The sequence below is a fragment of the Photobacterium sp. DNB22_13_2 genome, assembly GCF_052873915.1.
Genome location: NZ_JBNNXU010000001.1, coordinates 293995 through 306757, shown reverse-complemented (window position 1 = coordinate 306757; position 12763 = coordinate 293995). Strand labels below are relative to the sequence as shown.

Annotated in this window: 12 protein-coding genes; 9 read left to right on the top strand and 3 right to left on the bottom strand. The window is 46.6% G+C overall.

The genetic code is table 11. From position 1 onward, the window contains the following. Positions 1 to 109: 109 nt before the first annotated feature. The 5 genes from ACVA58_RS01330 to uhpC all read left to right on the top strand — a co-directional run bounded on the left by ACVA58_RS01330 (position 110) and on the right by uhpC (position 6194). Positions 110 to 763, top strand: a complete 654-nt coding sequence (locus ACVA58_RS01330; protein ID WP_446508666.1) for an MBL fold metallo-hydrolase — start codon at positions 110 to 112, stop codon at positions 761 to 763. 330 nt (positions 764 to 1093) lie between these two features. After that, the gene (gene uhpT, locus ACVA58_RS01325; protein WP_446508665.1) at positions 1094 to 2494 is read left to right on the top strand and encodes a hexose-6-phosphate:phosphate antiporter; all 1401 of its coding nucleotides are present in this window, start codon (positions 1094 to 1096) and stop codon (positions 2492 to 2494) included. Positions 2495 to 2664: 170 nt separating this feature from the next. Further along, entirely contained in the window at positions 2665 to 3273 is a 609-nt protein-coding gene (gene uhpA / locus ACVA58_RS01320; RefSeq protein WP_446508664.1) for a transcriptional regulator UhpA, read from the top strand. Beyond that, positions 3273 to 4799 carry a signal transduction histidine-protein kinase/phosphatase UhpB gene (gene uhpB, locus ACVA58_RS01315; RefSeq protein ID WP_446508663.1) on the top strand — a complete coding sequence of 509 codons (1527 nt, stop codon included), beginning with the start codon at positions 3273 to 3275 and terminating at the stop codon, positions 4797 to 4799. The genes uhpA and uhpB overlap by 1 nt, the downstream gene beginning before the upstream one ends. A 51-nt stretch (positions 4800 to 4850) precedes the next feature. Continuing rightward, positions 4851 to 6194 (top strand): MFS transporter family glucose-6-phosphate receptor UhpC, encoded by a 1344-nt coding sequence (gene uhpC, locus ACVA58_RS01310; protein WP_446508981.1) that lies wholly within the window; start codon positions 4851 to 4853, stop codon positions 6192 to 6194. Positions 6195 to 6216: 22 nt separating this feature from the next. On the opposite strand, the gene ACVA58_RS01305 is transcribed toward uhpC, so the two are convergent. Continuing rightward, a complete protein-coding gene (locus ACVA58_RS01305) occupies positions 6217 to 6891 on the bottom strand; it encodes a DUF2982 domain-containing protein (RefSeq protein ID WP_446508662.1) in 675 nt (224 codons plus the stop codon). 406 nt (positions 6892 to 7297) lie between these two features. Between ACVA58_RS01305 and ACVA58_RS01300 the strand changes: the two genes are divergently transcribed. Together ACVA58_RS01300 and ACVA58_RS01295 are read left to right on the top strand one after the other, a co-directional pair. After that, positions 7298 to 7708 (top strand): MarR family transcriptional regulator, encoded by a 411-nt coding sequence (locus ACVA58_RS01300; protein ID WP_446508661.1) that lies wholly within the window; start codon positions 7298 to 7300, stop codon positions 7706 to 7708. A gap of 305 nt (positions 7709 to 8013) precedes the next feature. Beyond that, positions 8014 to 8319 carry a hypothetical protein gene (locus ACVA58_RS01295; RefSeq protein ID WP_446508660.1) on the top strand — a complete coding sequence of 102 codons (306 nt, stop codon included), beginning with the start codon at positions 8014 to 8016 and terminating at the stop codon, positions 8317 to 8319. A gap of 83 nt (positions 8320 to 8402) precedes the next feature. Here the strand turns inward: ACVA58_RS01295 and ACVA58_RS01290 are convergent, their stop codons facing one another. Continuing rightward, positions 8403 to 9593, bottom strand: coding sequence for an amino acid aminotransferase (locus ACVA58_RS01290; RefSeq protein ID WP_446508659.1), 1191 nt, complete (start codon positions 9591 to 9593; stop codon positions 8403 to 8405). A 589-nt stretch (positions 9594 to 10182) separates the two neighbouring features. On the opposite strand from ACVA58_RS01290, the gene ACVA58_RS01285 reads away from it, so the two are divergent. Then, a complete protein-coding gene (locus tag ACVA58_RS01285; protein WP_446508658.1) occupies positions 10183 to 11529 on the top strand; it encodes an MFS transporter in 1347 nt (448 codons plus the stop codon). Positions 11530 to 11620: 91 nt separating this feature from the next. Here ACVA58_RS01285 and ACVA58_RS01280 read toward each other — a convergent pair whose 3' ends face one another. Continuing rightward, positions 11621 to 12370, bottom strand: a complete 750-nt coding sequence (locus tag ACVA58_RS01280) for an enoyl-CoA hydratase-related protein (RefSeq protein WP_446508657.1) — start codon at positions 12368 to 12370, stop codon at positions 11621 to 11623. A 165-nt stretch (positions 12371 to 12535) separates the two neighbouring features. On the opposite strand from ACVA58_RS01280, the gene ACVA58_RS01275 reads away from it, so the two are divergent. Then, positions 12536 to 12730 carry a hypothetical protein gene (locus tag ACVA58_RS01275; RefSeq protein WP_446508656.1) on the top strand — a complete coding sequence of 65 codons (195 nt, stop codon included), beginning with the start codon at positions 12536 to 12538 and terminating at the stop codon, positions 12728 to 12730. Positions 12731 to 12763: the final 33 nt, after the last annotated feature.

The following is a 12763-nucleotide window of genomic DNA, read 5'->3' as shown; positions in this document are numbered from 1 at the left end:
GGCTTTGCTGTCTCTGTACTCCCATTTTTGCTCTGCTGAATCCTGCAATTTGAAGTCACTTATGTATATGCTATCCTGCGGCAAGAACTGAAACCGCTAGGGAAAATCAATGAGTCTTCAATTTGAAATTGTGCCGGTCACCCCATTTCAGCAAAACTGCTCGATCATCTGGTGTGATGAAACTAAAGAAGCAGCAATGGTTGATCCGGGAGGTGATATTCACCTTCTTAAAGAAAAAGCACAGCAATTAGGGTTGACTGTTACCAAACTGATCTTGACTCACGGTCACCTTGACCACGTTGGTGGCACTGCACCATTGGCAAAAGAGTTGGATATTCCGGTGATTGGTCCGCATAAGGAAGACGCATTCTGGCTACAGGGTTTACCTCGCCAAAGTGAAATGTTTGGTTTTCCGCTAACTGAAGCGTTTGATCCTGATCAGTGGCTAGAAGAAGGCGATACCGTCACAGTGGGTAACCAAACGCTCTCTGTTCTGCATACGCCTGGCCACACACCTGGTCACGTGGTGCTTTACAGCGATGAAGCAAACGTGGCGTTTGTCGGTGATGTGCTGTTCAATGGCGGTATTGGCCGTACCGATTTCCCTAAGGGCGATTACCAGACTTTGATTGATTCTATCAAGGGAAAGCTATGGCCATTAGGTAATGAGGTGACCTTTGTTCCGGGTCACGGTCCGCTTTCGACCTTTGGCCGTGAGCGTGCATCAAACCCGTTTGTTGCCGACGAAATGCCGCTGTACTAATGTCTTTCACAGCCCAGATTTATCTGGGCTGTTTTTGTTTTATTCCCATTTAAATTTTGTGACTACTTTCACGTTTCTACCTCCGCTGGACTGGAATTAGGAAATTTTCCTAATTGTCCTAAGTCCGGTTCTCAAGCCACACACTACTTGTCTCCCTACAATGCCTGCCAATGGTCTTTTTGCTCTGTTTGCTGATCTGGCGAGTAGGGGCTGTTGAAGCTTTATGCCCAAAAGAGGCTTTGAAGTTTCAACAGGCCCTATTCGGCAGAAGAAGATCAGAACGTACAGCTTGCGCTGTAAATAACGTCGAAAAAGTATTGAGGGTGACACATGCTTAAACTTCTTGATCAGGTCAGAAAGCCAACGTTGGATCTGCCTGTAGAAGAACGCCGTAAAATGTGGTTCAAGCCGTTTATGCAATCGTACTTGGTTGTATTTATCGGTTACATGACCATGTATCTGATTCGTAAAAACTTCAACGTTGCTCAGAACGACATGATCTCAACCTACGGCCTGTCGATGACAGATCTGGGTCTGATCGGTCTGGGTTTCTCCATTACCTACGGTATTGGTAAAACTGTTGTTTCTTATTATGCCGATGGAAAGAATACCAAACAGTTTCTTCCTTTCATGTTGATTCTTTCCGGTATTGCAATGTTGGGCTTTAGTGTCAGTCTGGGCGGCTCAAGCGCCAGCCTGTTCATGATGGTAGGCTTCTATGCACTGAGCGGTTTCTTCCAAAGTACCGGTGGTCCATCGAGCTATTCAACCATCACGAAGTGGACGCCGCGTAACAAGCGTGGTACCTACCTAGGTTTGTGGAATATGTCCCATAACGTAGGTGGTGCCGGTGCTGCTGGTGTTGCATTGTTCGGTGCAAACTACCTGTTCGACGGGCATGTGATTGGTATGTTCATCTTCCCGTCGATCATTGCCTTGGTAGTGGGTTTCATGTGTTTGCGCTTTGGTAGTGATTCACCAGAAGCATACGGTCTGGGTAAAGCAGAAGAGCTATTTGGTGAAGAGATCAGTGAAGAAGATATCGTCGCTGAAGAAAACCAGATGACCAAACGCGAAATCTTCATGGAATACGTACTGAAGAACAAAGTTATTTGGCTATTATGTTTCGCTAATATCTTCTTATACGTTGTCCGTATTGGTATCGACCAGTGGTCAACCGTATACGCTTACCAAGAGCTTGGCTTGTCGAAAGAAACCGCTATCTCAGGTTTCACCCTGTTTGAAGTGGGGGCTCTAGTGGGGACGCTGATGTGGGGTTACCTGTCTGACTTGGCAAATGGCCGCCGTGCAATCGTAGCGTGTGTCTCTTTGGTACTGATTATCTTCTCCCTTGAGTTCTACCAGCATGCAACGAACGAGTACATGTACCTAGGTTCACTGTTTGTACTTGGCTTCTTGGTGTTCGGTCCTCAGCTTCTGATTGGTGTTGCTGCGGTTGGTTTTGTTCCTAAGAAAGCAATCAGTGTAGCTGATGGTGTTAAAGGTACTTTTGCTTACCTGATTGGTGACAGCTTCGCGAAACTGGGTCTGGGTATGATTGCAGATGGTACGCCAATCTTTGGTCTGACGGGTTGGAAAGGTACATTTGCTGCCCTAGATACCTCAGCCGCTATCTGTATTGTTTTACTTCTCTTTGTGGCCGTTGCGGAAGAGAAGAAGATCCGCCGTGAAAAGCGCCTGCAAAAAGAGCTTGAGCTAAAAATGGCTTGATCGCTATAACGAGATGCTTTTAAAAAACTGCCTGCGGGCAGTTTTTTTATACCTGCTTTTTATAAGTGCTTAGTTGCAAAATCACTATTTTTGATTAATTACATTTCAGCCTTGTTTCAGAAGGGCCGAACAGGTAGTTTATGCCTCTTTTTCGCCTTGGGGGATAAAAAATGATCAACGTTGCTTTGGTTGATGATCACATCATTGTACGTTCTGGATTCGCACAGTTACTGATGTTGGAAGATGACATCAATGTGGTGGGTGAATTTGGCTCGGCCAAGGATGCCCGCCAAGGTCTGCCGGGTAGCCAGGCGAATGTCTGTATTCTCGATATCTCGATGCCGGATGAAAGCGGCTTGTCGTTACTGTCGGATCTTCCTGAGGGCATAGCCTGCATCATGCTTAGCGTTCACGACAGCGCTGCTGTGGTGGAAAAAGCATTACAGACAGGTGCCAGAGGATACTTGAGCAAACGCTGTAGCCCTGATGAACTGGTTCAAGCCGTCAGGACGGCGGCTGCAGGTGGCTGTTACCTCACCCCGGATATTGCGATCAAGCTGGCAACAACCGCTAAATCGTCCGCGTCTCTGTCCCAGTTAACCAAACGTGAGCGTCAAATTGGTGAAATGCTGGCGACTGGCTTGGATGTCAAAGCCGTGGCGGTCGAACTCGGCCTGAGCCACAAGACCATCCATGTCCATAGGGCGAATGCGATGGATAAACTCGGTGCAAAAAACAACGTTGAGCTAGCCAAGCATTTCAATACCGAGGTGTTGTAGTGCGCAATTTTGCCCTTACCACGTTAGGTGGGTGGCTGTTGATCGCCTGCGCTTGGTTTTGTCTCTGGGCCATTGCTTCCTATTTCACCCTCGACCCGGAATTGGCCGTTTTCCTATTCCCTTTCGCACTTCGAATGGGGATTGCCTTGCATTGCCCTAAAAAGTACTGGGGCGCAGTATATGGCGCCGAGTGGGCTTTGATGCTGGCATTGGCGCCGCAGGTGGGTAATCCCCTATGGGGTTCAGCACTGTGCGCGAGTATTGCCAGTGTGCCGTTGTTGTGGGTGGCACACGGCCAATATTATGGCACCCAGCTTCGCCGATTATGTGTGATGGGCACTGTGATTGGCCTGGCAGCGCTGCTCAATGTGGCTATATCAGGCTGGTTTAGCGATCACAGTTGGATGGTACTGTTAGTCAGTATTACTGGCGGGCTGATGCTTGTGCCGAGCTGCTATCTTATCTGGAGTTATCTATTCCAGCAGGCCTGGATCCCGTTGACGGTAGACTTGGTGTCCCGCCCTGTGGCCTTGCGAGTGAGGCATATCTTTTTCTATGCTGGATTGTTTATTGCCAGCATTGCTCTGCAGTTAGGTCTACCGGATGAAATGCGCCGCTTCGCTCCTTTTTGTTTGGCTATTCCGATCATTTTGTTAGCTTTCCGTTATGGTTGGCAGGGGGCTTTGTTGGGGACTCTGCTCAATAGTGTGGTGTTGATCGCAGCCCGAAGTACAGGTAGCAACTTGGAAGTGACCGACCTATTGCTTTCGCTGTCGGCACAAAGCCTGACTGGTATTTTGCTGGGGATGGGAATCCAACGTCAGCGTGAGCTGAATCAGCAACTGCGACTACAACTCAACCGCAATCACAGTTTATCTCGTCAGTTGGTCAAAGCAGAAGAATCCGTGCGGCGTGACGTTGCCCGTGAGCTCCATGATGAGATTGGCCAGAATATTACGGCAATTCGCACCCAGGCTTCTATTATCCAGCGGGTAGAAACCACGCCTGTGGGCGCGGGGTGTGCCGGCATGATTGAAAATTTATCACTGAATATCTATGACACTACCAAGGGTTTGCTGAGCCGCTTGCGCCCGAAATCACTTGATGACATGGGGTTGGTCGACTCCCTGGAGCAACTGATAAGGGATTTGGAGTGCGAGGCACAGGGGATTTCAGCATCTATCGATTGGCACTGTAACGGATATGAACCCGATGATTTAAGCGATACCCTGAGTGTGACCCTGTATCGCCTCTGTCAGGAATCAATGAACAATGTGGTCAAATACGCGAAAGCCAGCCAGCTTGAGCTGATTTTTGTGTTGGATGCAGAATCGGTCGCTCTGACTGTTCGCGATAATGGTCGGGGGTTTAGTGTCGAACAGGTGATGCAGATGTCTTCCCATGGCTTTGGTCTGCAGGGCATGCGAGAGCGGGTTGAAGCTCTTGGTGGCTCGATCAATGTGGACAGCCATACTGCAGGAGTAAATAAAGGCACCTGCATCGCGATCCAACTGCCCATTCTGTAAAGACGGGCTGGAAAGAATTGTTGTGAGGACATTATAGTGAAAACGCAAGTGCTGGGGAATTCAGAGTCCTCACTAAGCTCAGAGGCAGTCGTTAACCCAGAGCTATCCGGCAGCGGCCAGCGTGTTGATGAGCAGTATCGTTACTGGCGTTTGCATATCATGCTAACTATGTATGTCGGTTACGCGGTATTTTACTTTACCCGCAAGAATTTCAATTACGCCATGCCAACCATGTTGGTGGATCTTGGCTTGGATAAGTCCGATATCGGCATGATGGGCACATTGTTCTACATTACCTACGGTGCCTCGAAGTTCCTCTCTGGCGTGATCTCTGACCGCTCTAACCCTCGCTATTTTATGGGTATCGGCCTGATGGCGACCGGTGTGGTGAATATTATGTTCGGTTTTGCTGATTCACTGTGGTGGCTGATGACACTGTGGGTCTGTAACGCGTGGTTTCAAGGCTGGGGTTGGCCACCATGCTCGAAGCTGATGACAACATGGTACTCCCGTTCTGAGCGTGGCTTTTGGTGGTCTATTTGGAACACGGCCCATAATGTTGGCGGTGCTTTGATCCCCTTGTTAGTGGGTTACCTCACCTTGCACTACAGCTGGCGGCTAGGTTTTATTGTTCCCGGTGCTATTGCGGTGGTGATTGGATTGGTACTGTGCTGGCGATTGCGGGATAAACCGACGACTCTCGGCTTACCTACTGTGGGTGAGTGGCGTCAGGACCGGCTCGAACTGACCCATGAGCGGGAAGGGTTTGGTTTGAGTACCAAAGAGATCCTACGTAAATATGTACTGACCAATAAGTATATTTGGTTGCTGGCTTTTAGCTATGTGCTGGTGTACGTGGTACGAACTGCAATCAATGACTGGGGTAACTTGTACTTGAGCGAGCAGCAGGGTTATGGATTGATCCAGGCCAATACGGCACTGTCTTTATTTGAAGTTGGCGGTTTTGTTGGCTCGCTTGTGGCAGGCTGGGGCTCGGATCGCTTATTCGGCGGTAACCGAGGGCCAATGAATGTCATTTTCGCTATCGGGATCTTTTTGTCAGTTGCGGCGTTGTGGCTGATGCCAGTTAAAAACTTTGCCTTGCTATCAGGATGTTTCTTCTCGATCGGCTTTTTTGTCTTTGGTCCACAGATGTTGATCGGCATGGCTGCGGCGGAATGTTCGCACAAAGATTCGGTAGGGGCCGCGACTGGTTTTGTCGGCTTGTTTGCTTATATGGGCGCTGCGCTGGCAGGGTACCCACTGGCTCTTGTGATGGAGTATTTCCACTGGACTGGATTCTTTGTTGTTATTTCTGTCGCTGCCGGGGTTATTGGGCTGCTGTTGTTACCCTTCCTTAAAGCTCAGGCAACGCCGGAAAGTGCTACACCATAAATTTGGCCTGTACTGGCCTATCTTAGCTTGCTGCTAGATATCGCCGTGCCAAGCCAGCAAAGTCGGCAGCAGGGCGGTCAAGGAAGTCTTCTGAAATAAAGAAGTCATAGCCAATGAGCTCACGGTTATAGCGCATCCGGTTGGCCAGCATTGCTTGTAAGCCCTTCAGCACATTACCCGATTGGGTGATGTAGTGATTATCATCAAACATGATGTCTTCGATTTCGAAATGTGGATTGTCGATACCTTTATGGGCCATGATTAACAGGATCCGCTGATCGATGAGAAGCTTGGTGGCGACCCTAGGGCAAATTGCCTTAATAAATTCTTCGTAGTCTTTAAGTTTAACACCAACCCAAGGAATGGGCTGGTGCCAGCCGTCTTTGGCAATACTGGCTTGGGAGATAGTATCGATATTTTTCCAGCGAGCCAGCCAACCACCGCAATGGCTGTGAAACTGGAGATGCATAAACGTCAGGGTGAAAGACAGCTCTGGACCTTGTGAATACTTGTACCCAATGAGCATCGTAATGCACGCGCCAATCAGCAAGATGGCGACAACAGGTGGAGCCACAGCGGGGAATACTAAACCAATAAGTGTGGCAACAACGAATCCCGCAATACCTGCAATAAACAGGTTAGCCTGGTATGGGGTGATGCCTGTGGTGATATACCGTGTTTTCAAACTGTAACGCATAGCCAATACCGATCTGTTTTGATCAACTTAAGTATTGTCGAAATGGTCAAAACGATCACTGAAGTTGTCATTTTAATATTCCGTCATTGTTGATGACCCTTTAATTGCATATGGGGTTTTATCCAGATGTTTGGCGAAGATGCAGAAATATCCCTGCAATTTTCTATAACATCTTTTTATTTCGAGTTTTTTTCTGTCAGTTGTAAAACATCAAAAATGAGAGGAAGTCGCCTATTTTTGAGTTAAATCACCTTTTGTTGCGGATGAAATAACCGTTTGCTGGTATTTCTCTGACATCCTTGGTATAACACGCGCTTACTTTTTCCCGCTGGAAGTATCGGCCTGTTATGTTTTCAGGTTGATGAATGGTGGTGACTGAAAGTAGTGCAACGGAGTAGGAAATTTAATGAGAATCTCTCACAAACGTAAAGTTCAGCTGAAACTACAAAAACGCCTTAAAGGTCTTGTAGTTGAAGCAAAACCAGCAGCAGTTAAGGCTGTTGTGAAAAAAGCACCAACTGCAGAAACAGTAAAAGCTGCTCCAGCGGCGAAACCTGTTGTTGAAGAGCAGAAGCCAGTTAAAGCAGCGGCACCGGTTGCTGTAAAAGTGTCTTTGACTCCAAAGCAGCAGCAAGTGCTAGATATTGTTGTTAAGAATGCTGAAGGCATCAATCCGAAAGGTATTGGTCTTGAAGCAGGCCAAGAAGACACAAAAGCGGCTTCTTGGGCCACTGGTGCGCTGAAAAAACTGACCGAAGAAGGTTTGGTTGAGCGCATCCAACTGGCAGGCAACAAGGTGCTTTACAAAGCACTTTAATTTCAAAATGACGAAGCGCGCTGCTTAAGGCAGGGCGATTCTTGACTGTTTTGAAATTGCAGCCAGGCCCGTTCCTGATTTTGTCAGGGGCGGGTATAACCCTCCTTTTATTCGCATGGTTTTCCGTTAAAACTGTCACTCTGCAACGTTTGTAAAACTGTCTCAAATTTGCGTTATTTTCTATCTCAATGATAAACGTGTTGCATTCTCCTGACGTTATGTCTCATCTCTGCTATAACTTATTATAAATAGACACCTATCAGTAACGTCTTGGTTTTCAAGATGTGTTATGCGGAGGCGAGTTTATGACAATGATAAGTGCTAGAGAGTTCGCCGATTGGTTACGCGTTCGATTCGCTAACGATGAGCAAGGCGTGAGTCTAACAAGAGATGACATCAATCAATTAACAGGACGCCAGAGCTTTTCGCTAGGATTTGTCAACGACATCCATTATGAACTCATGCAGCATGGTATGGCATTTGTCACTGATACATCGCGAGAGACTTTCTATTTGGTTCCCGTGTCGAACAAACCTTGGCGCGAACAGTTGGAGCATCAATACGAACGAGAGCTGTTCTGTAACGTGCTACCGTTAGACAAGTCAGGTTAAATCGATATTACTGAACATCAGTATAAAAAAACGGGCGCAAAAGCGCCCGTTTATAGTCTCAGCGTGTGAGGTTATGGCTAGGGTTAAAGAACCGCGGCAATACCTTTACATAACGGCTGCATGTTTGCTTTGGTCATACCGGCTACACTGATACGGCCAGAGCCAACGATATAAATACCGAAGTCGTCTTTCAGGCGGTTCACTTGGTCTTTATTCAGACCAGAGAAAGAGAACATACCGTTCTGGCGTTCAATAAAGCTGAAGTCAGCGTTGACGCCGAAATCTTTCAGGGTCTGAACAAACAGCGTGCGCATTTCCTGAATACGGTCGCGCATGTCAGCCACTTCAATTTCCCATTCTGCGCGGAGGTCTGCATCGTTCAAAATTTCGGTCACAATTGCGGCACCGTGTGCTGGCGGATTGGAATAGATCACGCGAGCAATACTCTTCACTTGGCTAAATGCTGTCGTTGCTTCAGCATTGTCTTTAGCTACAAGAGTGAACGCACCGACACGTTCGTTGTACAGACCGAAGTTTTTCGAGAATGAGCTGGCGATAAGAAGTTCTTCACACAGGTCTGCAAAAATACGAAGTCCTTGAGCATCTTCTTCTACCCCTTTGGCAAAGCCCTGGTAGGCAAAGTCAAACATAGGCAGTAGTTGTTTCTCTTTACATAGCTCAGCTAGTTGTTGCCATTGTGGTGCTTGCGGGTCGATACCCGTTGGGTTGTGACAGCAACCATGAAGTAACACGATATCACCAGGTGCGGCATTGGCTAGATCAGCGAGCGCGGCATCAAAGTCCATGTCTTTGCTTTGTGCATCGTAGTAGCTGTATTGAACTGTCTCCAGACCAGCAGCGGTGAATACACCGTTATGGTTAGCCCACGTTGGGTTACTGATCCAGACTTTCACCTCACCAAGCTGACGCTTGATAAATTCAGCGGCCAGACGAAGAGCACCTGTACCACCTGGGGCTTGTGCTGTTTGTGCACGTTTGGATGAAATGATTGGCGAGTCGGCACCGAACAGCAGTTGCTGTACTGCTAGACCGTATTCTGCCGTGCCAGGAATACTTAGGTAAGATTTGGTGGTTTCTTTTTCCAGTAAAATCGCTTCTGCTTTTTTGACTGTAGCTAAAACCGGTGTATTACCTGATTCATTTTTATAGATACCTACACCAAGATTGATTTTTTCAGGGCGGGTGTCTTTTTTAAATTCTTCAGTTAGACCAAGAATTGGGTCGGCGGGTGCAGCAGAAATTTTCTCAAACATTGTCAATCATCCATGCTGGTAATGGTAAAAAGTTAATATGTTCTTTATACCTTTTATCGCTGGCGGTTGACAAGAAATTGTAACATCTTGGCCAAATAAAATATGACAGCAGTGAATTGTTACTAGTTTTCACTAACATTTGAACAAAATGGCCAAAGTCTCATCAATGTTGTTTGCAAGAAAATTACAACAAAAGACAAAAAAATACTGGTGTTTTGTGCGCCAAATCTCATGAAATCTGTATAAATTTCATCTAAAAACGTAATTTTATTATAAATCAAATATGCAAGTGTGACCCTATGTGAAACTGATCACAGTTGGTAGGGGTAGGGTTGTCATAGCATTGCTTCCCGATGGAAATCGGTCAAATGTGATGATCACGGTCTGAATTAGCAATGTAAACATAGAAAAATCCTGTTTTCGTCTTGGTTAGTTCAGAAACATACTAATATATCCAAGTTATCTCAAAGCTTCATATTTTGACGTTACCTGGGTTTGAATAAAAAAACGATCATCCGTTTTGTCCGGTTGTTGTAAATCTGCTGCAGTATCAATGAGTTTTGTAGCAGGAATTATCGGGGAACACTCAATGGAAAAGCCACGCCTTACGTTTTGGCAGATATGGAATATGAGCTTCGGCTTTATGGGGATTCAATTTGGCTTCGGGTTGCAAAATGCCAATGTCAGCCGAATTTTTGAAACTCTGGGAGCAAGCATTGATCAAATCCCGATCCTTTGGATAGCTGCACCGTTAACCGGCTTGCTCGTCCAGCCGATCATCGGTTACTTCAGTGACCGCACGTGGACAATACTCGGCCGCCGTCGCCCTTATTTTCTCTGTGGGGCCATTGCTTCATCATTGGCATTGATCATCATGCCTTATTCACCCTACCTGTGGGTTGCCGCTGGTATGCTGTGGATTTTGGATGCGTCAATCAATATTTCAATGGAGCCGTTTCGTGCCTTGGTGGCCGACAACCTTCCTTCCGAGCAACGTACCCAAGGCTTTGCCGTTCAGACATTCTTTATCGGTGTTGGCTCCGTGGTCGCATCTGCAATGCCTTACTTGCTGAGTAATGTCTTTAATGTGGCCAATACTGCACCGGCAGGTGAAGTACCGCCCTCAGTGAAGATTTCATTCCTATGCGGTGCTTTGGTGTTTGTGGCATCTATCCTTTGGACCGTATTCAAAACCAAAGAGTACTCGCCGAAAGAGTTGGCTGCTTTTCATAATACAGAGCCTGAACAGCAGGAAGAAAAGGCTAGTCTTAAAGCTATCTTTTCAGATATCAAGACAATGCCTAAGACTATGATGCAGTTGGCAGTGGTACAGTTCTTTTCTTGGTTTGCGCTCTTTGCAATGTGGATTTACACCACCTCAGCGGTAACCTCGCAAATTTTCGGAACGACAGATACCAGTACAACCTTATATAACGAGGGGGCGGACTGGGTAGGACTGTGTTTTGCCGCCTACAACGGTATTTCGGCACTGGCCGCCTTTGCCCTGCCATGGTTGGCACAACGTACTAGCCGCAAGTTTGTTCATAGTTTGTCGTTGATCATTGGTGGTTTGAGCCTTGCATCAATCTCTCTTATCGACAACCCAGCAATGCTTATGGTGAATATGGTCGGTATTGGTTTGGCTTGGGCAAGTATTCTTTGTATGCCATACGCTATTCTTGCCGGTGCATTACCTGCACACAAAATGGGCTTTTATATGGGCGTGTTCAACTTCTTTATTGTACTGCCACAAATCTTGGCTGCTGGTATTCTGGGCTTCTTCACCCGCTGGGCGTTTGATGGTAATACCATGATGGCGATTGTTCTGGGAGGGGTATCAATGATATTCGCCGGGCTAGTCGTTTGTATTGTGAAAGATGAAGATGAGCCTAATAAGATAGAACAAGGTGTATCGGTAAAACCTGTTACCGTTTAACTTGAAATAGTGAACTGAAACGATATAGAGGCCAGCTTAATGCTGGCCTTTTTATTTCGACATGATGAGTAATTAGCCAGTAGCTACTTAGTTAGCTAAATTGAGCCGGCCTTTTTTCCAAAAAGGCACTGACCGCCTCCTTGGCCTCTTCACTTCTAATCCTTTTTATAAGTTCGATGTTTTCATCTTCAATCGTTCGCAACAAACGTTCTTTATCTTGCTGCCCAAGCATGCTTTTACTGATCTGCATCGCTTTGGGAGGGAGTTGCGCAATTTGCTTGGCACATTGAAGAGCGGCGTCATCTGGTGTGTTGCTGATTTGGCTGACAAAGCCAAGTGACAGCGCCTCTTCGGCGGCCATAGGTGCCCCTAACAATAACATTTCTTTGGCTTTTCTTGGGCCGACTAGCTTGGAAAACTCGGTACTTGAAGCCATCTCTGGACAAAGCCCTAATTGCACAAATGGTGTTTTGAATACGGCGGATGGCGAGCAATACACAACATCGACAAACTGCAACATAGTGGTACCGATACCGATTGCAGGGCCTGAGACAGAGGCAATGATCGGTGTTTCGCACTCTACCAGTGATTTCATAAATCGCTCGCCATGAAAGTCAGCCATGCCCTGTGAAATAGCAACAAAGTCCTGCATGTCATTTCCTCCACAAAAGATCTCTGGTAATCCCCGCAATACAATAACTCGAGTTTCTGAGGAATTGTTACCTTGAATAATAGTATCTGCCAAGGTGTGATACATGGCTTGATTCAGGGAGTTTTTGGCCTCTGGGCGAGTAAGTTGAATATCCAGAATCAGCCCGTTGTGTGTAATGTGAATATCCATTTCAGCGTTCCTTAAGTGGTAAGAGGAGTTGTGTATTTCTATTAATCATGGTCAAGGTTTAGCGGGATGCCAATCTATAGCACGAAAAGTGAGATCCAACGATGGGAAGGCAATGGTCAATTAGCAGCTATATTTAACCGAATTGTATAAAAATAGGGAATACCTATGTCTGCGCTTTGTCGTTTGTTGCTAGTGTTGTATATATCCACCGGTATTACTCTGGTGGGGTGTCAATCAACAGAGAGTGGTTATGACTGGTCACCGGGTGATGAAATCCAGACCAATTCGAGTGGGGAGGTAATGGCTCCCGATGCCATTGTATTGCCCGAAGAGGATATTGAGGCGATAAATAAACTGTAACCTGAGTTAATGATGTTTTGTTTCAGACTTTTA

Excerpts from the sequence above, each read along its gene's own strand:
- ACVA58_RS01330 (WP_446508666.1), top strand. The coding sequence starts at position 110 with ATGAGTCTTCAATTTGAAATTGTGCCGGTCACCCCATTTCAGCAAAAC.
- uhpT (WP_446508665.1), top strand. The coding sequence starts at position 1,094 with ATGCTTAAACTTCTTGATCAGGTCAGAAAGCCAACGTTGGATCTGCCT.
- uhpA (WP_446508664.1), top strand. The coding sequence starts at position 2,665 with ATGATCAACGTTGCTTTGGTTGATGATCACATCATTGTACGTTCTGGA.
- ACVA58_RS01305 (WP_446508662.1), bottom strand. The coding sequence starts at position 6,891 with ATGCGTTACAGTTTGAAAACACGGTATATCACCACAGGCATCACCCCA.
- ACVA58_RS01300 (WP_446508661.1), top strand. The coding sequence starts at position 7,298 with ATGAGAATCTCTCACAAACGTAAAGTTCAGCTGAAACTACAAAAACGC.
- ACVA58_RS01295 (WP_446508660.1), top strand. The coding sequence starts at position 8,014 with ATGACAATGATAAGTGCTAGAGAGTTCGCCGATTGGTTACGCGTTCGA.
- ACVA58_RS01290 (WP_446508659.1), bottom strand. The coding sequence starts at position 9,593 with ATGTTTGAGAAAATTTCTGCTGCACCCGCCGACCCAATTCTTGGTCTA.
- ACVA58_RS01285 (WP_446508658.1), top strand. The coding sequence starts at position 10,183 with ATGGAAAAGCCACGCCTTACGTTTTGGCAGATATGGAATATGAGCTTC.
- ACVA58_RS01280 (WP_446508657.1), bottom strand. The coding sequence starts at position 12,370 with ATGGATATTCACATTACACACAACGGGCTGATTCTGGATATTCAACTT.
- ACVA58_RS01275 (WP_446508656.1), top strand. The coding sequence starts at position 12,536 with ATGTCTGCGCTTTGTCGTTTGTTGCTAGTGTTGTATATATCCACCGGT.